This window comes from Bacillus horti (genome assembly GCF_030813115.1).
In the GTDB taxonomy this organism is placed as follows: domain Bacteria; phylum Bacillota; class Bacilli; order Caldalkalibacillales; family JCM-10596; genus Bacillus_CH; species Bacillus_CH horti.
In genome coordinates this window covers 358,228-381,463 of record NZ_JAUSTY010000001.1, presented here as the reverse complement: position 1 = coordinate 381,463, position 23,236 = coordinate 358,228, and the positions used below count along the sequence as shown (strand labels likewise).

Here is a 23,236-nt window from a genome sequence, read left to right as displayed (position 1 = left end):
AGGAGAAGAATAGGTGCAAGAAATAGTTTGTCGATGGATATAATAGGGAAATAGATACATATAAGCGAAACGGTGATGGAGGAAAGAAGAGCATGATACATTTAGAAATGATGGTATTAGGACAAGAGGGAGAAAAAGCTGAGCAGATTAAAATCCGCAACTACAATCAACAGGATTTCGCTGCCATTAGGCAAATCGAGAGAGAATGCTATCCTCCACCTTTCCCAGAAGCTGACCTTTGGGATGATACACAGCTCGCCAAACATGTAGAGATTTTTCCAGAAGGAGCTCTATGTGCTGAGTATAAAGGTCAAATTGTTGGAAGTATGACGACATTAATTATAGATGACCGCAGAGGAATTACTCATGATTGGGATTTTATAACCAATGAAGGTATGCTTAAAGGAAGACATAATCCTAATGGTAATACACTTTATGTAGCCGATATGATTGTTTCTCCACAATATCGCATGATGGGACTTGGTAGATTATTCATGCAGGCTGTTTATTTTCTAGTGATTGAGCTGGGCTTAGAGCGGCTTCTTGGAGCGGTTAGAATGCCTGGGTATCATAAAGTAGCTGAGCAAATGAGTCCAGAAGAGTACTTAGAGGAGGTTATTGCTGGAGTTCGCCGCGATCCGGTGATAACCTTTATGTTAAAATGCGGGCGCAAGCCAGTAAAGGTAGTGTATAATTATTGTGAAGACCACCTTTCCTGTAACTGTGCCGTCCTCATGGAATGGAGAAATCCATTTCTGTATCGAAAGAGGAATATTGATCTTGAGCACGAATACAATAGGTGAACACTATTTTTAAATTTTTCAAATAAAAGGAGGGCGTAGGAGATGAGCTTTTGTTGTGGAGCTAGTATGCTTGGAACAATGGGGAGTTTACAGCATAAGAAAACATATATCCATCAAGTACCTATACTGTACTGTCCTATCTGTCAATCTGTTGAAGTCCATCCTAAGATAAAAGATGATTATGAGATCCTAGCGGATTACGCCCAAAGTGATCAGGCACCAGAGATTTATTTTGACGATTATGTAGATCTCAAGGATATGAGTGAAATATTTGCCGATTGTATCGATGTTGAGGAAATGCCTATGATCGGTATTATTAAGTCTCAGATTGATCAAGCGTTAGATTTACTGTCTGTAGCCAAGAAGCTAAAGGATAAAGAATGGGAAAGAGATCTTTTTCACAGGTTACATGTTTTAAGTGATAGATTGAAGAAACATCAAAGAACACAAGCCCAACCTAAAGGATGAATTGTTAAAAAGAAGGCTATTTAAAGAGCCACTATAAAAGATAAGCATGCCTGAGTAATTAGGCATGCTTATTTTGCCGTTAAGCCATTGATAAAAAACTGTACTGTTCCCTCTGCTTGTTTCGTCAAAGAATATTTTTGTCCCGCCATAAGCCAGGAGGTGACCACTTGATCCATAGCCCCAAAAAGCAGAAGCCTTGTCAGCTTCAAATCAAGATCTGAACGAAAGCTTCCCTCGTCTACACCTCTTTGTAAGACACCTTCAATTAGAGTAATGTAAGGCTTTACCGCTTGACCAATCGCTTTACGCATATCGAACGAGCTTTGCCTTAATTCAATTTGAGTGACGTAGGCCAAATCTAAATGATTTTCTAATTCTGAGTAGTGGGTATGACAGATAACTTTTAGCGCCTCCTTGGCATCCGTAGCCGTTTGAATTCGGGCACGAGAGGTTTCAATTAGATATCCTAAGCGCTCTTGAAACACGGAAACCAGAATCTCTTCTTTATTTTTAAAATAGATATATATGGTACCGTCAGCAACGCCAGCTTCTTTGGCAATGCTAGATACGGAGGAACGGTGGAAGCCGTTTTGAGCGAATACAGTGAGGGCCGCATTGAGAATGGCGTGGTATTTTTCGATGTTTTTACTCCTTGCCATGGAATCACCCCTGTGATAGAATATCGATAAATGAATGAACGCTCATTCAGTTATTTAGTCATTGTAGATGGGTTTGCGCTACTTGTCAATATGTAACCAAATTCAACTATTTCCACTTCATAGCCTGCACCCACGTTTAGTCATGCAAAAACAGGGTAAAAGTCAACTAACAACACCAGCCAATATTCACTTCTTATGTCATAATTGCCCACAAGCGAATGTATCAGCTTTCAATTAAGAAAAAGTTATGCTTTCTACTGCCACATTGTATAAAAAGGGGGCTAAAACGAAACGATTGACAATAAGAGTTTCATGCTTGTACTATATGGAGCTTTTTTACGTAACTAGTAGACTGTCTTGTTTGTTCGGAATATTCCATTAAGTCCGTCAAGTTGAGGAATCTGCGAATCAGAAAATAACTTAAATTTTATGTCGAGACAGTTCCTTATTGTGAACTTTAGATCATTCAGTACTTTATTTGATTAGGAGGGTTTGTGATGGAATCTATTAAAACTCAGGTACAAAGCGTACAAGGGAAGCCCCTTCACATTAAAAAGGCCGCCGTTATAGGCTCGGGGGTAATGGGAGCAAGCATCGCTGCCCATCTTGCGAATGTAGGCATCCCTTGCTATCTTCTTGATATTCTCCCTCAATCGCTTTCGTCAGAGGAAGAGAATAAGGGACTTACTCTAGAAGACCCTCAGGTAAGAAACAAACTAGCAACAACTGCCCTTAAACGATTAGGGAAGATGAAGCCAGCCGCCTTTTATGATCCTTCATTTGTCGAGCGAATTACACCGGGAAATGTAGAGGATGATCTTCGGCGTATTCAAGAGGTGGACTGGATTGTAGAAGTTGTTGTTGAAAACCTAGACGTTAAAAAAGAACTTCTAGCGAAAATTGAGAAGCATTGGAAGCCAGGAACAATTGTCACAACAAATACATCTGGAATTTCTATAGAGGCCATGGCTGAGGAGCTTTCTGACGAGTTTAAGGCGTCCTTTATGGGAACCCATTTTTTTAATCCGCCAAGATATATGAAACTACTAGAGGTTATTCCTCACCCATTAACAGATTCCACTTTACTTGAGCAGATGGTTGCCTTTTGTGAAAAGGTATTAGGAAAAGGAGTTGTCCTAGCAAAGGACACCCCTAATTTTATTGCTAATCGTATCGGCACATATGGGCTGATTGTTTCTATGCAGGAAATGAGGGATAACGGTTATACCGTTGATGATATAGACGCAGTGAGTGGTCCAGCGATGGGCAGGCCAAAAAGCGCTACATTTCGAACCTTGGATATAGTAGGTTTGGATACTTTTGTCCATGTGGCTCGCAACGTGTATGAACAGGTGGAGGACGAGGAGGAGAAGCAGGCTTTTGCTCTTCCAGATTATGTACAAGAAATGGTCCGGAGAGGATGGATTGGAGAGAAGGGAGGACAGGGCTTTTATAAGAAAATCAAGACAGATCAGGGCAGTGAAATTCTATCTTTGGATATCAAAACCCTAGAGTATCAGCCGAAAAACAAGGTGAAAGGGACATCCCTTGATGCTGCGAAGCAAGCTAAGCAGGCACCAAACAAATTGAAAGCGCTTTATCAAGCGGATGATCAGTACGCTAAGCTGGCCTGGGATCTGCTGAAAAAGGTATTGATCTACTCCGCTGAAAAGGTTGGAGAGATTGCCGATACGATAGTGGAAATAGATCAGGCGATGAAATGGGGCTTTAACTGGGAGCTAGGTCCCTTTGAGGCTTGGGATGCGATTGGCTTAGTGGAGTCCGTGAAGAGGATGGAGAAAGAGGGCTTAACGGTACCAGCATGGGTCAAAGAGTGGGTAGCAGAAGGACATGAAAGCTTCTATGAAAGAGAAGCTGATCAACTGCTTTATGTGAATAAGGGTGAGCTTCGGGAGCTTCAAACTAGGCCTACTCATATTTCGCTTAAGGATAAAAAGTCCAAAAAGGAAGCCGTGCTATCTAATAGTGGAGCTAGTCTAATCGATATCGGTGATGGTGTGGCATGTCTAGAATTCCATTCTCCGAATAATGCGATCGGAGCAGATATTTTAATGCTAATTCAGCAAAGCATGGATGAGGTTAGGAAGAACTTTAAGGGACTTATTATAGCGAATGAAGGACGTAATTTCTGTGTTGGAGCAAATATCATGCAGCTGCTTATGGAGGCACAGAGTGGTGAGTGGGATGAAATTGATCTGATAGTCCGTCAGTTCCAGGAAACAATGTATAACCTCAAATACTTTGAAAAGCCTGTTATTGCCGCACCACATCAAATGACGCTAGGAGGAGGTGTTGAGGTCTGTATGGGAGCAGATGTTGTTGTTCCCCATGCTGAAACGTATTATGGCTTAGTTGAGGTCGGAGTTGGTCTTATCCCTGGAGGCGGAGGCTGTAAAGAGATGGCTCTTAGAGCTAGTAATCAAATTGAGTCTATTAAGGATGCTGATTTACAGCCTGTCGTCAATAAAGCCTTTGAAACGATTGGCTTAGCCAAGGTATCTACTAGTGCTCATGAGGCCAAAAAGCTTGGCTTGTTAAGAAAAAGTGATCCAATAGTGCTTGAAAGGGATGCTCAGCTATATAGAGCAAAGCAAGAGGTCTTATCTTTAACCAATGCAGGGTACAGGGCTCCCATTGAAAAGAAGATAAAAGTGGTTGGTGAAAATGGAAAAGCGGTCCTGCAGATGGGGGTTTATATGATGCATCAAGCTGGTTATATCAGCGATTACGACCGTTTCATTGCCAATAAGCTAGCCCATGTTATAGCAGGGGGGAGTGTTCCAGCGGGGAGCCTCGTTTCTGAGCAATACTTATTAGATTTGGAGCGTGAAGCATTCATCAGCTTGTGCGGGGAACCAAAAACACAGCAACGTATTCAGCATATGCTGACGAAGGGTAAGCCATTGCGTAATTAGTGTCCGAATGACAGTGAAGAAGGAGTGATTAAAATGAAGGAAGCTGTGATTGTATCGGTGGCAAGGACGGCGGTTGGGAAAGCGAAGAAAGGAAGTCTAGCTCAAACAAGGGTGGAAGACCTTGGGAAGACGGTTATTGAAGGTGTGCTCCAAAGAGCGGCTGGATTAGAGAAACAGGATATTGATGATGTCATCATTGGCTGTGCTATGCCTGAGGGAGAACAAGGCTTAAATTTTGCTCGCATAGTCTCCCTTTATGCTGGCTTACCTGCGTCCGTTCCAGCTCTAACAATTAATCGATTTTGTTCGTCAGGCTTGCAGACGATCGCCATGGCAGCAGAAAGAGTCATGCTTGGACACGCGGATGTCATTCTAGCTGGGGGTATTGAGAGCATGAGTGCTGTACCAATGGCTGGCTTCAAGCCCTCCCCTCACCCTAAGATTGTAGAGCACATGCCTGAGATTTACATCAATATGGGTCTTACAGCAGAAAATGTAGCTCATCGCTTTGGCGTAAGTAGGCAGGCTCAGGACGAATTTGCGTTCGCTAGTCATCAGAAAGCGGCAGCTGCCTTGAAATCCGGCAAATTTGATGAGGAAATCCTGCCTGTACATGTCAGACAAAGTGGAGTGAATGGAGAAGGAAGGGCATGGGAGAAGGAATTTGTCTTTGAGCGAGATGAAGGGGTTAGGGCAGATACTTCTTTAGAACGTTTGGAGCAATTAAAACCTGCCTTTGCTCTGAAGGGGACGGTGACGGCGGGAAATTCCTCGCAAATGAGTGATGGAGCTGCGATGGCTTTGGTTATGAGCAAAGAAAAGGCTAAAGAGCTAGGACTAGAGCCCTTAGCGACGTTCCGATCCTTTGCCGTTGCTGGTGTAGAGCCAGATATTATGGGGATTGGACCTGTTGAAGCGATCCCTAAAGCGTTAAAGCTAGCTGGATTGAAGCAGGAGGATATTCATTTGTTTGAAATTAATGAAGCGTTTGCCGCTCAATGTTTACAGATTATTCGTCATCTACACATTGACGGGGCAAAGGTGAATGTGAATGGTGGTGCCATTGCTTTAGGGCATCCACTAGGCTGTACAGGGGCTAAGCTCACCACAAGCTTAATCTATGAGTTAAGACGTAGAGGTGGAGGGCTTGGAGTTGTGTCGATGTGTATTGGTGGTGGAATGGGAGCTGCGGGAATACTAGAGGTTCATGCGTCGTAGATAAATTTATCAAAAGCTTACCTTTGGTAGCACGTATAGAAATGAAATAGAAAGGGGATAGAGCAATGCAACTGAAGAAGCAGGTGGTTGGAGGAGGTTTTCTAGTTGAGGATCTGGAGCATGATGATGTCGTCACACCGGAGGATTTTACAGATGAGCAGCGTATGTTTGCGGAAACAGCGAAGGATTTTCTTGAAAATGAAGTACTTCCCAAGGATGAGCAAATTGAGAGCTTAGACTATGAACTGACTGTTGAGCTTTTACGAAAAGCTGGCGAAGTTGGACTTCTAGGAGCAGATATACCAGAAGCTTATGGGGGATTAGAGCTGGATAAGGTAAGCTCGTCTGTGATTGCCGAGGTTTTGTCTAAGGCGTCCTCCCTTTCTTTAACTATGGGAGCACATACCGGAATAGGGACCCTGCCCATCGTTTTTTTTGGAACGAAAAAACAGAAGGAAAAGTATCTTCCTGATCTAGCAACAGGGGCAAAAATAGCTGCTTATTGCTTAACTGAGCCCTCCTCAGGCTCGGATTCCTTAGGAGCAAAAGCATCTGCTGCTCTTTCAGATGACGGTGAGCATTATGTGCTAAATGGAACGAAGCAATTTATTACAAATGCTGCCTTTGCCGATATTTTCATCGTCTATGCCAAGATCGAGGGAGAAGGCTTCAGTACATTTATCGTGGAGAAGGAATATGAAGGCGTTTCAATAGGTCCAGAAGAGAAGAAGATGGGGATTAAAGGCTCGTCTACCTGTCCTCTTATTCTAGAGGGAGTTAAAGTCCCTAAGGAAAACCTACTTGGTGAGGCAGGTAGAGGTCATGTCATTGCCTTCAACATCCTTAATATAGGTCGGTATAAGCTGGGTATTGGCTGCCTTGGAGCTGCTAAGGAATCCATTTCTCTTTCGGCTAAATATGCCAATGAGCGCAAACAGTTTGGTAAGTCTATTTCTAGCTTTCCCCTTGTAGGTAAAAAGCTAGCTGAAATGAATATGGCTACTTATGTACTTGAAAGTATGGTTTATCGTACAGCAGGCTTAATTGAGCAAGGCCTTCAAGGCTTAGATCAGGATGCCGAGGATGCAGGCTTACAATATGCTAAGGGAATATCTGAATATGCCCTTGAATGCTCTATTAATAAAGTTTTTGGCTCCGAGGTGCTGGATTTCGTTGCTGATGAAGGTGTGCAGATTCATGGTGGCTATGGTTTTATTCAAGAGTACAAAATTGAACGGATCTATCGAGATTCACGAATCAATCGTATTTTTGAAGGAACGAATGAGATTAATCGACTTCTGATTCCAGCTACTTTAATGAGGAAAGCTCTTAAGGGTCAGCTCCCGATCATTCAACAGGCTCAGGCACTACAGGGAGAGTTGATGCAAATGATGCCAGGACAAACATTTGAGGGTGTGCTAGGGGAAGAAGAGCATCTTCTACAGATGGCTAAGAAAATCTTTCTTATGTGCAGTGGCTTAGCTGTGCAAAAATACCAAGAAAAACTAGAGCAGGAGCAAGAGGTTGTTAGTCACTTAAGTGATATCGTGATCCAGATTTTTGCTTTAGAAAGTGCCTTATTACGAACAAAAAAACGTGTAGAAAAGCTTGGAGAGGAACGCAATCAGCTAGCCGTATGCATGACAAAAGTCTACAGTCATGAAGCGATGGATCGGTTAGATGGATTTGCTAAAGAAATTCTTACTCACATAGAAAGTGGGGATGTCCTTCGAACTCAGCTTTCTATGCTGAAAAAATTAACGCGTAAATCTTCCTTACCAACGATAGAGCTAAAGAGGCATATTGCAGCAAAGGTGATTGAAGCAGAGAAATACGTAGTTTAAGAAATTTATATTGAGGTGAAAGGGATGTATGAAAACAAGCCTTGGTCCACGTATTATCCGCCTGAGCTTCAGCTAAGCTATGACTACCCGGAGCACAATCTTGCCGATTTCCTAAAGAAATCGGCAAGGCAATACCCTGCCCATAAAGCGTTAGAGTTTATGGGGAGGGAAATGACCTATACCCAGCTTTACGAGGCTACGTGCAGGTTTGCTAACGCTTTACATGGACTTGGAATAAAAAAAGGGGATCGGGTTGCCATTATGCTGCCTAACAGCCCCCAAGCGATTATTTCCTACTATGGAAGCCTAATGCTTGGTGCCATAGTAGTAGAAACAAATCCACTGTATACAGAGCGTGAATTGCTTCATCTTCTTAACGACTCGGGAGCAGAGCTTCTGGTGACGTTAGACATTCTAATGAAAAGAATAAAGAAGGTACAGCCAGATTCTCCCCTCAAGCATGTGATAGTCACATCAATTAAAGACTACCTACCTTTTCCAAAAAATCTACTCTATCCTTTAAAAGCGAAGAAAGACGGCCTTACAACAAAGGTCAATTACACACAGGGAATCCACCCTTGGTCTGAGCTTTTAGGGCATGCTTCTAGTGAAGAAATTCAAGTTACTATTAACCCCAAGGAAGATCTAGCTCTTCTGCAATATACGAGTGGTACCACTGGAGCAGCCAAAGGAGTGATGCTTACTCATTACAGCTTGGTGGCTAATACGATACAAGCTAGGAAATGGATGTACCAGACAGAGGATGCAAAAGAAATATTTTTGGCAGCGCTTCCATTTTTCCATGTGTATGGTATGACTACTGTTATGAATCTAGCTATGTATACAGCAGGCACTTTATTACTCATTCCTAAATTTGATATTGATCTCATCCTAAAGGTTATTGATAAGAAGAAGCCGACGATTTTCCCGGGCGCACCTACCATGTATATTTCGGTCATTAATCATCCGAAGATTCATCAATATGATTTATCTTCTATTAATATATGTATTAGTGGGTCTGCTCCTCTTCCTTTAGAAGTGCAAGAAAAATTTGAAGCGCTTACAAAAGGGAGATTAGTAGAAGGCTATGGTCTAACAGAAGCTTCTCCTGTCACACATGCCAATATGCTGTGGGAGAAGCGGAAACTCGGATCAATAGGCTTGCCTTGGCCAGATACGGAGGCCAAAGTAGTTGATTTAGAAACTGGACAAGATATACCTCTTGGAGAAATAGGGGAATTAGCCGTTAAAGGACCGCAGCTTATGAAAGGCTATTGGAATAAAGAACAAGCGACGCAGGATGTATTGAAGGATGGCTGGTTGTTAACAGGAGATATTGCAAAAATGGATGAAGAAGGCTTCTTCTATATTACTGATCGTAAGAAGGATATGATTATTGCTGGTGGTTTTAATATCTATCCGAGAGAGGTTGAAGAGGTTCTCTTTGAACATCCAAAAATTCAAGAAGGTGCCGTTGTTGGGATATCCGATAAGTACAGAGGCGAAACGGTAAAAGCCTTTATTGTTCTCAAACAAGGGGAAAGGCTGACAGAGGAGGAATTAGATCAGTGGTGTCGTGAGCGCTTGGCTGCATATAAAGTGCCGAGAATTTATGAGTTTAGAGAAGACCTGCCTAAAACAATGGTGGGTAAGGTTCTTAAGCGTAAGCTGATTGAAGAAGAAGAAAAGAAATCTCTTTCCAAAAGCTCCTCTGAAAAGATAGGGTAGTCAACATCTGTAAACAGCCACCGTGACTGAAATGGAGTACGGTGGCTGTTTTGTACTATCAGAATTGATAAGTTACTTGAAAGATTTTCTTCCCCTCTAACCGAACATACGATATAATTACTTTGGAATCCGAAATAATTTGAGTTTACCGATTTGGGAATAAGAATCGGGATTAAAGAATATGAGAATAAATATGAGTGAGTTAATTATTCTATGTAGAGCGAGGAAGTAACATGTCTGTGATACATGAGTGGGTTACTAATGTGAAGGGCTACAATCGAAATGTACGCCTTTTTTTATGGGCTAATATCCTGTTCCAAATTGGAATGGGCTTTTTCATGATTATGTACAATCTATACGTGAGAGCACTGGGCTATGATCCTGTAGTCCTAGGGCAAGTGATTTCAATGACGTCCTTAGCCACAGCTATAGCCCTAATTCCTGCAGGTCTTTTGAGCGATAGAATTGGACGAAAAAAAGTGATAGTATTGGGCTTGTTACTCACCACCGTTAGCTTTGCCCTGCGTGCTATTTTAGAGGCTAAATCAGGCTTAGTTGTAACAGCATTTATGACAGGTGCTTTTTCAGCCTTTATTCAAGTATCGGCTATTCCCTTTCTCTCAGAAAACTCTACGAAAGAGCAAAGGGTACATCTATTTAGCTTCAATTTTGCTATCCTCATGCTGGCCAATGTGGTTGGAAATGTAGGTGGTGGTGTTTTGACTGATATGTTTCAACATGTCATGGGGCTTAGTGAGGTGATTAGTCTCCGTATCACATTATTAATTGGAGCAGCCATCACGTTATTTGCCATTGTTCCCCTGTTTATGATACAGGAGAAAAGAAAGCTCGTAACGAAAAAAATAACAACCTTTTCCATAAAGACCATAAAAGAAGGTCTAAAGGCAAATAAGACTTCTTTTAAAGTTATTGGTATTTTTGCAGTCTCACAAATGTTTATAGGGTTTGGCGCAGGTTTAGTTATTCCCTATCTTAATGTGTACTTTGCTGACCGTTTTGACGCTTCCAATACATCAATAGGTATCGTCGTTTCTCTAGGTCAAGCTGCTACGGCTATTGCGATGTTCATCGGTCCCTTTGTGGTTCGGAAATTAGGTGAGGTTAGGGCAGTTGTCTTTCTACAAATGTCCTCTATTCCTTTTTTATTAATAACAGGGTTGACCACAAATTTTCAATTAGCTTCTGTAAGCTTTCTGTTTAGACAGGCGCTGATGAACGCAGGAAATCCGATTCACTCTAGCATTATGATGGCTAAGGTGGATGACTCAATGAAAGGATTAGCGAACAGTGTAGGGCAGATGGTGTTTATGCTTGGTTGGGCTTTGATGGGTCCTGTGAGTACAGCCATCGTGTCAGCGTACGGGAATTATTGGGGATATGCATATGTTTTTGCTATAACTGCCACTTTATATTTCTGTGGGTCAAGTTTTTTTTACTATTCTTTTCATCCGAAGAGAGAAGAAAAAAACCTTAGAAAACAAGGGAATTCTCACGAAAAAAGCATAGAGTAACGAGGTTGCAGGAAAATATTGTGATTATCTGTAACAAAATGAACATAGACAATCTTTATCACTTGATATACCCTTTAAGAATAAGTATGACTCTTTAAATTGGGTATATATGCCAGCTGGTGGCCCAAAATCGAAATGACTATAAAAATCGAATGAATTGTATGGCGAGGTGAAATCGTTTGATACAAATGATAATTGGAAAGTGGATGAAAAAGCGCCAGCAGCCAGTCACTGATAAAGAGAAGATTGAATTCTATGTAGAGCAAGCGAAGCAGGATTCTACCTATCGTAATGATTTTATAAAAAAATACCAGCCTTTTATTGCAAAAGTAGCATCAAAGGTTTGTAAACAATATATAGATCAGTCTAGAGATGAGTATAGTGTGGCTATTGAAGCGTTTAATGAAGCGATTGATTACTTTGAGGCAAAGCAAGGAAGTACATTTCTATCCTTTGCGGAGATGGTTATCCGTCGCAGAGTTATTGATTATATAAGGAAAGAATCAAGACAAACAAGAGATATTTTCTTAGAGCCAGAAATGAAGGATGAGGATAATCAGCAGGCGGAAAGCCTAGCTCAAATTAACGCATCTGTTGTGCAATATCAAAACCAACAGGAAAGTGAAAAGCGTAAGCTAGATATTATGGAGTATAAACAGCAGCTAGAGAAGTTTGATATTACATTTAGTGAACTCATTCACTTATGTCCTAAGCATGTAGATGCCAGAGAAAATGCAAAGCAAATTGCTAAATTTTTGGCAGAAAAACCGGAATTTATTGACCATCTGCTAGAAAAGAAACAATTACCGATGAAAGAGTTATTAAAATTTGTAAATTGCAGTCGTAAAACAGTAGAGCGCAATCGAAAATATATAATAGCGATGGCTTTAATCTATATAGGGGATTTTCTATCTCTCCGTTCGTATATTGAGCCTGAGGAAGAACTTGACAGAAGGGAGGGACAGCAGTGAGTAAAGGGGTCATTCTTGAAATAGACAATGAACAAGCTATTGTCCTCACGAATGAAGGCGAATTTAGAGCGGTTAATATTCAAAATCAGCAAGGATGTCGGGTTGGTGATGAAGTACCCATACCCCATGTTCATATCGTTGAAAAAGTAAAACCACGTAAAAGCAGAAAAAGCTTTAGGGCCCCCTTGATTGTAGCGGCCTCATTTCTTTTTGTTTTTGTCTCTGTTTTTGCTTTTGGTGCATTATTCCAAGAAGACGAAGCCATTGCTTTTGTAAGCTTGGATATCAACCCTAGTGTTGAAATTAGTATTGATCGTGATTTTAATGTTTTGAGCATTACTGGTTGGAATCAGGAAGGGTTAAAATTAATAGATTATCTTGATGATGAACTAGGAAAGCACCTCGATTACGTAGCATTTGATATTATCAAGGCGGCTAAAAATCTAGGTTATTTAAATGGGAATCATGATATTTTATTATCCACTACTTTCCTAAGTGAATCGACTCAGAAGCAGTTTGATATGGGGCTAGATAAAATTTATGATGGGCTAGAGGATAAGGTGCTAGACCAGGCTTTTCATGAGCATGAAACAGGAAGTCAGGAAGAGAATCAGGTACCCTTAACCGTTTCGAACAGAGGCGGGACTATCATAGAGCAGGATGAAGACCCATCTATATCCATTCATCGTATGGTTACCACCTACGACGATCGTGAAGAAGCTTTAAAACATGGTATCTCACCTGCAAGATATGTTATATACTTAGCTGCACTAGAGCAAGGACTTGAGCTTGAGATCGGTGAACTCAAGGAGATGGCTATTTCTCAGATTGCTCAGAGAGTAGGTGGTCTCGAACTGGCTATTGGAAATAGCTTCTTTGAGAACATATATAGAAGGAATCTGCCAGAAGAGCCAACTCTGCCAGAAGAGTCCGAGGAAGAAGTGGAATGGGCTCTAGAGGAAGAGGAAGAACTAGAGGAAGCCATCGTTGATGCTACTGAACCGGAAAAGCCACCGGTCGTTGAACCACCAACAGTTGTGCCACCTGCGCCTAGCAATCCGAGTCCTAATCAAGGCAATCAGGATAATGACAAGGATAAAGGAAAAGACAAAGACAATGACAAAGGTAGTAAGGAATTAGCTACCAATAAGCCTGATGACATTGACAAAGGCGAGGATGAGGAAAAAGAGACAGCAACAGATCGTCCTGATAAAGATTCTAAGAATCTACAGACAAACGGTAAAAAGGATGATCAAGACAAAGAAGAGAAGGATAAAGATTCGAAGGAAGATAAAGACGAGAAAAAGGACAGCGATACGAAATTTGCTAATGACAGAGACTCCAACGATCAAGGTCAAGATGAAGATTCAAGAGGCACAGTGAGAGATGATCGTAATAAGGATAGAGGTACGGCAAATGATCCACCTGGTAATGATACAGGTATCGCAGATGACAAAATAACAGATGATGGTATTGATCGAAATGTACCTGATAAAAATATTAATAACAAAGAGCTAGATAAAGGGATAAAAGACGATAATAAACAAAATATACAGGATCATTTTTTTAACAATGATCATCGTCAACAAGCAAAACAGGATATTTAATATTTACAAATTTTCTTTCCTGTGGTAATATCAATACACAATTGAATTGAACGTAAAAACTCTTATCAAGAGTGGTGGAGGGACTGGCCCTATGAAACCCGGCAACCGCCGATCCAACTGGAATCGGAAAGGTGCCAAATCCTGCGAAGATGATGTCTTCGAAAGATGAGTGGATGAGAACGTTAATCTTATCCTTCGGCTTTTGAAGCTGAGGGATTTTTTGTTTTTTCTTAAACCTAAGAGAAGCTATTGGTAATGGTGTATGCTCATTTTATTCTTTCTTTTCTTAGATTAAACACATAAGGCAGTTACCAAGATAGAATTGGTAAGCTGCTAGGATTTCCTGATGTTTATACCCTTAGTAAACATATTGGAAAAATTAGAATAATACACATTAGGAGTTTAACTATGCGTCATACTCCTTTGTACGAAGTGCAGAGTATGAGAGGGAAATGAATCTGACATACTCTTTAACAGGAAGCAGGTGAGACAAATGATTGAAATTAAAGGTGTTGCAAAGCTATTTAAATCAGGTCAAAAAAAGATTAAGGCTGTTGATCAGGTAAGCCTTAACGTTGAGAAGGGTGAAATTTTTGGCGTTATTGGATACAGCGGGGCAGGGAAAAGCACATTAATCAGAATGATTAATCAGCTTGAACGTCAGACAGAGGGAGAAATTTGGATAGATGGAGTTCCTATCAGTCGTTTATCGTCTAGAGATCTGCGAGTTAAAAGGCAGAAGATAGGGATGATCTTTCAGCATTTTAATCTCCTTTGGTCACGAACCGTTTTTGATAATATCGCATTACCATTAGAGGTTGCTAATGTTCCTAAGTCGGTTAGGCAGGAGCGTGTGCACGAGCTTATTCGTTTAGTTGGCCTAGAGGGTAAAGAACAGCAATACCCTTCTCAGCTTAGTGGAGGTCAAAAGCAGCGTGTAGGGATTGCTAGAGCGCTAGCCAATCAACCCACTGTTTTACTTTGTGATGAAGCTACGTCCGCCTTGGATCCAAAAACAACAGATTCCATTCTTGAATTGCTAAAGGATATTAACCAGAAGCTAGGGCTAACGATTATCCTAATTACTCATGAGATGCATGTCATTCAAAAGATATGTGACCGTGTAGCTGTTATGGAGGAGGGAAGGGTAGTCGAGCTTGGTCAGGTTCTTCAGGTCTTTAAAGAGCCTAAGCAGCAAATCACAAAGGATTTTGTCAAACAGATTACTGAATCAAGTGAAGCCTTGGAGGCTCAAGCGGAATGGAATATTGCAGAAGGAAAGGTTGTGCAGTGTCACTTCTTAGTACAGACTTCCGGGCAGCCCATTCTTTCAAAATTAATAAGAAGCTGTGATGTTGATGTGAATGTCGTTCAAGGAAAGATAAATAAATTGAAGGATTCCTCATACGGTACGCTGTTTTTACATCTGACAGGTTCTGAGGCTGAGATCAATAGGGCGATTCAATTTCTTCAGGAGCAGCAGGTAGAAGTGGAAGTGTTAGTAGGATGATGAATTGGTTAGAGCAGGTTTTACCGAATGTGTATTGGGATACGATTTGGGAAGGAGTTGTAGAAACCCTCTATATGACGGGTGTATCGCTTCTTTTTACAGCTCTATTGGGTATTCCTTTAGGAATTTTGCTTTATATGACGGCTAAGGGGAACCCTTGGGAAAGCCAGATTTTTTATAAATCAGCAGGATTTGTGGTTAATGTCCTACGATCTATCCCTTTTATTATTCTAATTATTATCCTGATGCCCTATGTGCGCATTATTATAGGAAGTGGAATTGGGACATCAGCAGCGATTCCCGCTCTAGTTGTTTCTTCTGCTCCCTTTTACGCACGATTAGTGGAGATAGGGCTTCGAGAAATTCCAAAAGGGGTTGTCGAGGCGGCTAAAGCGATGGGTGCTAGCAATCTAAAGATCATTTATAAAGTTTTACTTCCTGAATCCTTGCCTGCTATTGTCTCAGGTCTTACGGTAACTGGAATTGCACTTATAGGCTATACGGCTATGGCAGGGGTCATTGGTGCAGGAGGATTAGGGTATATCGCTTATCGTTATGGGTTCCAAGGTAATAATTTGGAGATAACTCTTGTAGCTACCGTAATCATTGTGATTCTTGTGCAGCTCATTCAATCGGTAGGAGATCTTATTGTCAAGCAGATAGATAAGCGCTAAGCAAGCAATGAGGTTTTTATACTTTCAGAATTTATAAGCTCAAAGGTAGATAGTATAAGATAAACTAAGGCTTTTGCCAAAACTTGGCGATAAGCCAAGTTTTTCTAATATAATTAATTCAGATAAAAGAGGAGTAGGTCAGATGTTAAAAAGAAAAGGATTTATATTATTAGCACTACTACTAATTGTTTCATTAGTTGCAGTAGCTTGTGGTCAAGGTGAGGAATCAGCACCAAATGAGGAGCAGAATCAAGGAGAAACTCCGTCAGAAGGTACGGAGGAGAACACGAATGAAACAGAAACTCAGGTGCTTAAGGTTGGAGCTACAGCTGTTCCACATGCTGAAATTTTAGAAGAAGTGGTTGCTCCATTATTAGAAGAGCAAGGAATTAGCTTAGAGGTTACTGTATTCCAGGATTATATCCTACCGAACAAAAACTTGTTTGAGGGAGATTTAGATGCTAACTTCTTCCAGCACATTCCTTATCTAACGTCTCAAAATGAAGAGCATAATTACGGATTAGTTGAAGTAGCAGGTGTTCATATCGAGCCGATGGGTGGTTACTCTGATCGCTATGATTCCATTGAGGACCTTCCAGATGGAGCGTTGATCCTACATCCAGACGCTGTGTCAGAGGAAGGAAGAGTGCTTGCTCTTTTAGAATCTAAAGGACTTATTACTTTAGCTGAAGGAGTTGGCTTCTACGGAACTGTTCGCGATATCGTAGACAACCCACACAATTTTGAATTTAGAGGTGTAGAAGCTGCTACGTTAGCGCAGGCCTATGTAGATGGCGATTTGGCTATCATTAACACGAACTATGCACTGCAAGCAGGATTATCACCAGCAGAGGATTCTCTGATTCTTGAGGAGCCAGATAACAATCCATACGTTAATGTTTTGGCTGCTTTAGAAGCAAACCAGAACGATGAAGGAATTCAAAAATTAGCAGAAGCCCTAAATTCACCAGAAGTGCGTGATTATATCCTAGAGAAATATGAAGGAAATGTTATACCAGCCTTCTAAAAATGGGGCAGGAGAAAGATGAACTAGATGAGTGACGTTTACGTCATTTGTCTAGTTTTTTCTTTAACTTAGGATACCAAGCCTTAGTCAACTTATCCTAGGAACAATCAAGCTTTTTAATTGCTGTGCTGGATAAGCAGAAAAAGGAATGGGTATCTTACTGAGTATAAACGTAGTAAAGCATCTAAAAAAGCATCTGTAAAAAGCATCTGTAAAAAGCATCTGTAAAAAGTATCTGTAAAAAGTATTCAAATTGAAATTGACTGAAGGGAGACGATAGCATGCAGGAAGAATATATGGAAAGTGAAGTAGAATTATGGATTCAAGATTATAAGGAGGGCCTTGGGCAGTTTGAAGAAAAGCTTCCTAGTATTGCCCGCAGCTATATGGATTTCACAGGAGCCTGCTTTGCAGCCGGAGACATTGATCAAAAGATGAAGCAGCTTATGGCTTTGGGAATCAGTTTGTATGCACAGGATGAATACTGTATTGTGTACCATACTAATGAAGCAATTCATCACGGAGCTACTGAGCAAGAGATATTAGAGGTTATTGGAGTATGTGCAGCTATAGGTGGCGGGGCTGTGATGAGCCAAGGGGTTACCCTTGTCCAAGATTGCCTAGCCCAATTAAACACGAAGCATTAAAATCTGATAATCTAGCCTATAAAACGAGGATTTAGTGGTATTTGTAAGGAAATGAATGGATGGCTCAGGTATGTCAGGGAGAGTTATAAGGAGTAGGAAGAGGCAATGAATATAGGAAATTATGACGTTTGGTCTCTAGGTAGAACGGTTATATAATAAACATGTTGGAAAAACGCTGTAAGAAATGCTTACAAGCAAGCTTCCACCAAAAATAGTACAGCGTCTCAACGTGGAGACTGTACCCAAATTTGAAAGGATGGTTTATTATCTCATCAAGTAAACTAGAGCCAACAGCGTCAATGGAAACAGCTTTATATCAAGCACATGGTATTAGCTATGCGCAATATGAAAACTGTTTTGAGACACAGCTTAAAGTTGAACGTCAACGTGAAAAGGATTATGAGGAAAGCATGAGATTATGTGAGCAATTTGATCGAAAGTTGAAATAACGTAGTGAATAGGAAGAGCTTATCCAAACGTATCTGTCGGGTAGGCTCTTTTTTGTATAATCAGAGCTCATATATTCAGAGATAGATAGTCACTTAGAAAGCTAAGGTTCTCTAGCTCTTATTTATAACGAAGTTTTTGATGGAGTGACGAATAAAGGATCTTATACTCAGAAGAGTGGACATTTGTTTGGTAATCATGGTACATTTTCGTCACCGGTTTGTTTATAGAGGAGGGATTAGAATGAGAGGTTTTTTTCATTGAAGCGTGAACAATTCGTTAAACGCACTTCAAGCCGTAAGAAGTGGAATTTTACTATTGCGGTTGCGGTGTGTTGTGTTGTTGCCGCTGTCATTACAATTCCTTATATGTTCGATTCTTTCTTAAAGCATCATGTATATGCTAGAGATCTTTCCTTGAATAACCAAGCTGGGGAGGAGCCTTCCCCATTACGTATTGGCTTTGATCCTTTGCTCCCTCCTTATCAGTTTGAAGAGCTAGGGGAATACAAGGGCTTTAATATTGATATTATGAAATCGGTTGCTGATTGGGGAGATTTAACCTTGGAGTGGGTTCCAGTAAGGACAGGTGATAAGGTCCAGGCTCTAAAAGAGGAACGAGTAGACGTTTTACTTGGGGTGCCGTATAGGGCCAATTATGTAGATGACATTAATTTTACGGAGCGTTATTATACGTCTGAAGTTGGGATGCTAGTACCTGTTCAGCATTCATCCACCATTAGTAATTTGGCAGAGCTGTCGGAAAGAATTGTGGCTCTAGAAAAAGATACACTTGAATATGAATTTTTACAAAACATTAGAAGAATCAAATATCATGTCACCTCAAACCAGAGAGATGCGTTCAGGCTATTACTGGAAGGTAGGGCCGATGCTTTTGTAGGAAATGCTGTGACAGCGGAGAAGCTCCTTGAAGAGTATGGGGTTCAGGAGCATTTTATTTTTGTGGACCGTTATGTTATGCCTATCGAATATACGATGGCTGTTAGACAGCAGGACTACTCATTACTTCAATTTCTTAACGAAGGCTTGAATGAAATTAAAGTACAGGGGACGTATAAACAGATCCATGAGCAATGGTTTGTAGATGAACATGGTGAATTGCAGCAACGGATGGAAATGATGATTCGGATCATTACCATTAGTGGTTTATTTATCGGTTGTATTTTTTTTCTGGGAATTTGTTGGAATAGGCAATTGAAAAAGCAAGTTAGAATTAGAACTGAGGATGTGAATCAATTAAATGAATCATTAGCCATACGAGCGACAGAAGTAAAAAATAGTGATCAGCTCACTAAACAAATTCTTGAAAGTAGCCCAAGAGCAATCGTTACAATAGATCGTGCAGGTATTATCACATCAATGAATGAGAAGGCCACTCATACGATGAATTTGAAAAGCAAAGTGAACGGAGTCTCCTATAAATTGAATCCCGTAATGAAAGAGGTTCTGGATTCCAAGATACGGGATATTCTTGATAAAGGTAAGCAATTTCATGGTGAAATAGAATCGCATACATTAAGTGGTAATCGGGGGGAAGAGGTGTACCTTCGCTACTATGCGTATCCCCTTAATGATTATCAAAAGAAGATTTCAGGAGTCATTTTATCCTTTGAGGATATTACGGATGAACGTCACCTGCGTGATCAAATGTTTGAGCAGGAGAAAAGTAGAGCATTAAGTCAGCTGGTAGCTGGAATTGCACATGAAATAAGAAATCCATTAACCTCAATTAAAACATTTGTAGAGCTGATCCCGAACAAAATTCAAAATTTACGATTCCAAGAGGAAATCAGTCACCATGTACCAAAGGAGATTGAACGATTAAATGAGTTAATTGAAGGTCTGATTGATTATGCTAAGCCCGCTGGTCAAAAGTTTGAGCGGATTAATGTTGCCTCATTCATCGAATCGGCAGCCCCCCTATTTCTTAAAGCTGTAGAAATAAAAGGGTATAAGGTAGAAACAATTTTAAAGCCGGACTTAGAAATAAAGGTAGACCCAAATCAGCTTAAACAGGTTCTAATTAATCTAATTATTAATTCGGTAGAAGCGTTAGATGAGAAGGAAAGGGTAGAAAGTGAAAGTTCTTATGCTGATATTACGATTCGATCATGGAATGAAGAGGGACATGCAAAAGGAATGGTATATATTCAAGTGACTGATCAGGGAATTGGAATGAGTGAAAAGCAAATTAAAAGAGTGATGGAACCCTTTTATACCACAAAATCTAATGGGGTTGGATTAGGTCTTGCTTTATCCTATCAATACATTAAAGAAAACAATGGAGAAATGGAAATCGAAAGTATAGTTGGAAAAGGAACGACAGTTACTCTATCCTTTAGAAGGGAGAAGTAAGATATGAATCAATTACTAATCATTGATGACGAACTATCCATATGTTCCTCCTTACAATTTGCTATGGAGGATGACTATCATGTTCTGACAACAACAGATCCCCATCAAGGAATCCAGTGGATAAAGCAGAAAACTTTTGATGTGTGTTTGTTAGACTTAAAAATAGGCTCTGTGAACGGATTAGATGTGTTGCAGGAACTTAAAGCAGATCAACCAGATCTTATTGTTATTATCATGACGGCTTATGGCAGTATCTCTTCCTCCGTTGATGCAATTAAAAAAGGAGCCTATTCTTATGTGACAAAGCCAGTTAATGTTGATGAGATTCATACACTCATAAAACAGGCGCTACATGTCAAAAAATTAAACAGTCAGGTGGAGTACCTTAGTCAAGAGCTTGAAAAAAAATATGGCTATCAGGGTATGATTGGCAAGAGTTCCTCGATGAGAAAGATTTATCAGCTTATAGGTAAGCTAAAGGATATCGACACTAATGTGTGTATCACAGGAGAAAGTGGGACAGGGAAGGAGCTTGTAGCAAGAGCCATACATTTCTCTGGAAAACGAAAAAAAGAACATTTTGAAGTAGTCAACTGTGCGGCGATTCCAGAGCATTTGCTGGAAAGTGAGCTTTTCGGTCATGAAAAGGGGGCTTTCACTGGAGCAGTAACCCAAAGAATGGGCAAGTTTCAAATAGCGAATCAAGGGTCAATCTTTTTAGATGAGATTGGGGATATGCCATTAACGCTACAATCCAAGCTTCTTAGGGTTATTCAGCAGAGAGAGGTTACACCTTTAGGTTCAAATGATGCGGTTCAACTAAATGTTCGTGTGATTGCGGCCACAAATCGTGATCTTAAGGAAGCGGTAAGGCTAGGAGAGTTTAGAGAGGATCTTTATTTTAGATTAAATGTGATTGAGCTAGAGCTACCCCCTTTGAGAGACAGGAAGGATGATCTTCCTTTTTTATTGCAGCATTTCATTCAAAAGTTCAATCTAGAACTAGGTAAGGAAATAAAAGGATTCTCACCGGAAGCGTTTGAAATTATCATGCACTATGACTATCCGGGAAACGTTAGAGAGCTTGCCAATATTGTTGAAGCTGCAATGGTTATCACCGAAGGGGAGCACATTGTGGCCGAGGATCTTGCAAAACAAATTAGACTTAAGGCTAATTTCTCTATTCAAAAACAGAACATTGATTCTAGTATCAAAAGCCTTATTGGAAAAAGTTTAAAGGAAATAGAGAAGGAGGTCATCCTACAGACTCTAGAGCTTCACAAGGGACATCGTAAAAAGACAGCAGATACACTGGGGATCAGTGAACGAGGCCTTAGAGATAAGCTTAAGAACTATAAGAAGGAAGAACTGTAGGAGAAGATAGATGGAAAGGCTTTTATGCAAAAAAAGGAGCTAGGTTGTTAGTGAGGCATGCATGGAGAAAAAGCGGCATATTATTCCGAAGCGGCAAAAAATGCCGCTTTTTTAGTTTTGAGTCATCTTCAATGTAAGACAATTAATTGTATGCGTTTACAAAGATACTAGGCAACTGTCTCCTTTGAGTTTCTTCATTCGTTTTGGCATGATATTTGCATTTACATAATGCAGAAAGGATATAAGAATAGAATGACTAGTTACCATCACTTTTGGATGCGTTTTTCACTATCGTTTTGTTTCTTAAATCACACAATGATTAATAAGGAGGAGAATCAATGAATAAAAGAAAAAGTTTACCTATACTGCTTTCGTTCACTCTTATGTTAGTCCTTTTCCTAGCAGCTTGTGGTGGAGGAGATTCGACTGGTGAATCAGATACAGGTTCTGAATCAGGGTCAGGATCAGATGCAGATACTGGTTCAAATGCCGAACAGGATGAAGAGTTATTTATCACAATTGCTACTGGTGGAACGTCAGGGGTTTATTATCCTATTGGTGGGGCTATGTCCAACTTATTTGAAAGGGAGCTGGGTCATTTTACATCCGTACAAGCCACTGGAGCATCTGTTGAAAACATCAATTTAATTACAACTGGACGTGCAGAGCTTGCCATAACAATGGGTGACGCTGTTCTTCAGGCATATGAAGGGACAGGAGCTTTTGAGGGTGAGGAACCAGTAGAGGAACTGAGAGGAATGGCCTCTCTATACCCAAATCATGTTCAAATTGTAACTACAGCAGCTACTGGGATTACAGAATTTGAAGATTTAAGGGGAAAACGTGTTGGAGTGGGGGCTCCAAACTCTGGTGTTGAATTAAACGCACGTATGATGTTTGAAGCCCATGGAATGACCTATGATGATGTTAATGTTGACTATCTTTCTTATAGTGAAGCGATTGATCAGATTAAAAATGGCTTGGTTGATGCCGCTTTTGTAACGAGTGGCCTTCCAAATGCTACGATTATGGATCTACAAACATCAGCTGATGTTGTCATTGTACCCATTGAAGGGGCGGCAATGGATTATTTAGCTGAGCACTATCCTTTCTTCTCAGCTGATATTATTCCTGCTAATACGTATGACAATACTGAGGATATTCACACGGCTAGTATTCAAAATCTCCTTTTAGTAAGTGGAGAGCTATCTGAGGACGCTGTATATGTACTGACTAAAACAATGTTTGAAAACATTGACAGAATTCAAAACTCGCACAATGCAGCAAAGGAAATCGATCTTGAAGGTGTTGCAGAAGGGATGATTGTGCCATTTCATCCTGGGGCAGAGAAATATCTTAAAGAGGTGGGAGCGATAGATTAAGCGTGAAGAGGACAAGGCTGTTGATTAAGCCTGA

General features: G+C 40.5%; 18 protein-coding genes and 1 riboswitch. Of the genes, 17 read left to right on the top strand and 1 reads right to left on the bottom strand.

Annotation, left to right across the window (positions count from 1 at the left end):
- The first annotated feature begins 92 nt into the window (after positions 1–92).
- Together J2S11_RS01755 and J2S11_RS01750 are read left to right on the top strand one after the other, a co-directional pair.
- Positions 93–803 (top strand): GNAT family N-acetyltransferase, encoded by a 711-nt coding sequence (locus J2S11_RS01755; protein WP_307390053.1) that lies wholly within the window; start codon positions 93–95, stop codon positions 801–803.
- A 42-nt stretch (positions 804–845) separates the two neighbouring features.
- On the top strand, positions 846–1,271 hold the full coding sequence (locus J2S11_RS01750) for a hypothetical protein (RefSeq protein ID WP_307390050.1): 426 nt from the start codon (positions 846–848) through the stop codon (positions 1,269–1,271).
- A 68-nt stretch (positions 1,272–1,339) separates the two neighbouring features.
- Here J2S11_RS01750 and J2S11_RS01745 read toward each other — a convergent pair whose 3' ends face one another.
- Entirely contained in the window at positions 1,340–1,930 is a 591-nt protein-coding gene (locus J2S11_RS01745) for a TetR/AcrR family transcriptional regulator (protein ID WP_307390048.1), read from the bottom strand.
- Between the two features lie 497 nt (positions 1,931–2,427).
- On the opposite strand from J2S11_RS01745, the gene J2S11_RS01740 reads away from it, so the two are divergent.
- The 15 genes from J2S11_RS01740 to J2S11_RS01670 all read left to right on the top strand — a co-directional run bounded on the left by J2S11_RS01740 (position 2,428) and on the right by J2S11_RS01670 (position 23,202).
- Positions 2,428–4,866, top strand: coding sequence for a 3-hydroxyacyl-CoA dehydrogenase/enoyl-CoA hydratase family protein (locus J2S11_RS01740; protein WP_307390045.1), 2,439 nt, complete (start codon positions 2,428–2,430; stop codon positions 4,864–4,866).
- 33 nt (positions 4,867–4,899) lie between these two features.
- Positions 4,900–6,084 (top strand): acetyl-CoA C-acyltransferase, encoded by a 1,185-nt coding sequence (locus J2S11_RS01735; protein WP_307390043.1) that lies wholly within the window; start codon positions 4,900–4,902, stop codon positions 6,082–6,084.
- A gap of 65 nt (positions 6,085–6,149) precedes the next feature.
- The gene (locus J2S11_RS01730; RefSeq protein ID WP_307390040.1) at positions 6,150–7,928 is read left to right on the top strand and encodes an acyl-CoA dehydrogenase family protein; all 1,779 of its coding nucleotides are present in this window, start codon (positions 6,150–6,152) and stop codon (positions 7,926–7,928) included.
- A gap of 24 nt (positions 7,929–7,952) precedes the next feature.
- Positions 7,953–9,656 carry a long-chain-fatty-acid--CoA ligase gene (locus tag J2S11_RS01725; RefSeq protein WP_307390038.1) on the top strand — a complete coding sequence of 568 codons (1,704 nt, stop codon included), beginning with the start codon at positions 7,953–7,955 and terminating at the stop codon, positions 9,654–9,656.
- Positions 9,657–9,889: 233 nt separating this feature from the next.
- The gene (locus tag J2S11_RS01720) at positions 9,890–11,188 is read left to right on the top strand and encodes an MFS transporter (RefSeq protein WP_307390035.1); all 1,299 of its coding nucleotides are present in this window, start codon (positions 9,890–9,892) and stop codon (positions 11,186–11,188) included.
- Positions 11,189–11,376: 188 nt separating this feature from the next.
- The gene (sigI, locus tag J2S11_RS01715; RefSeq protein WP_307390217.1) at positions 11,377–12,159 is read left to right on the top strand and encodes an RNA polymerase sigma-I factor; all 783 of its coding nucleotides are present in this window, start codon (positions 11,377–11,379) and stop codon (positions 12,157–12,159) included.
- Positions 12,156–13,766: an anti-sigma factor domain-containing protein gene (locus tag J2S11_RS01710; protein ID WP_307390033.1), complete on the top strand. Its 1,611-nt coding sequence runs from the start codon at positions 12,156–12,158 to the stop codon at positions 13,764–13,766. The genes sigI and J2S11_RS01710 overlap by 4 nt, the downstream gene beginning before the upstream one ends.
- A 59-nt stretch (positions 13,767–13,825) precedes the next feature.
- Positions 13,826–13,938: riboswitch (SAM riboswitch) on the top strand.
- Between the two features lie 321 nt (positions 13,939–14,259).
- The gene (locus J2S11_RS01705) at positions 14,260–15,276 is read left to right on the top strand and encodes a methionine ABC transporter ATP-binding protein (RefSeq protein WP_307390030.1); all 1,017 of its coding nucleotides are present in this window, start codon (positions 14,260–14,262) and stop codon (positions 15,274–15,276) included.
- The gene (locus J2S11_RS01700) at positions 15,273–15,950 is read left to right on the top strand and encodes a methionine ABC transporter permease (RefSeq protein ID WP_307390027.1); all 678 of its coding nucleotides are present in this window, start codon (positions 15,273–15,275) and stop codon (positions 15,948–15,950) included. The genes J2S11_RS01705 and J2S11_RS01700 overlap by 4 nt, the downstream gene beginning before the upstream one ends.
- Before the next feature lie 142 nt (positions 15,951–16,092).
- A complete protein-coding gene (locus J2S11_RS01695) occupies positions 16,093–16,977 on the top strand; it encodes a MetQ/NlpA family ABC transporter substrate-binding protein (RefSeq protein ID WP_307390024.1) in 885 nt (294 codons plus the stop codon).
- A 281-nt stretch (positions 16,978–17,258) separates the two neighbouring features.
- The gene (locus J2S11_RS01690) at positions 17,259–17,624 is read left to right on the top strand and encodes a carboxymuconolactone decarboxylase family protein (RefSeq protein WP_307390023.1); all 366 of its coding nucleotides are present in this window, start codon (positions 17,259–17,261) and stop codon (positions 17,622–17,624) included.
- Between the two features lie 248 nt (positions 17,625–17,872).
- Positions 17,873–18,073: a YuzK family famiily protein gene (locus tag J2S11_RS01685; protein WP_307390021.1), complete on the top strand. Its 201-nt coding sequence runs from the start codon at positions 17,873–17,875 to the stop codon at positions 18,071–18,073.
- A gap of 258 nt (positions 18,074–18,331) precedes the next feature.
- Complete coding sequence (locus J2S11_RS01680) at positions 18,332–20,446, top strand: transporter substrate-binding domain-containing protein (RefSeq protein ID WP_307390018.1); 2,115 nt, start codon at positions 18,332–18,334, stop codon at positions 20,444–20,446.
- Positions 20,447–20,449: 3 nt separating this feature from the next.
- Positions 20,450–21,820 (top strand): sigma-54-dependent transcriptional regulator, encoded by a 1,371-nt coding sequence (locus tag J2S11_RS01675; RefSeq protein WP_307390016.1) that lies wholly within the window; start codon positions 20,450–20,452, stop codon positions 21,818–21,820.
- A 338-nt stretch (positions 21,821–22,158) separates the two neighbouring features.
- Entirely contained in the window at positions 22,159–23,202 is a 1,044-nt protein-coding gene (locus tag J2S11_RS01670) for a TAXI family TRAP transporter solute-binding subunit (RefSeq protein ID WP_307390014.1), read from the top strand.
- Positions 23,203–23,236 lie beyond the last annotated feature (34 nt).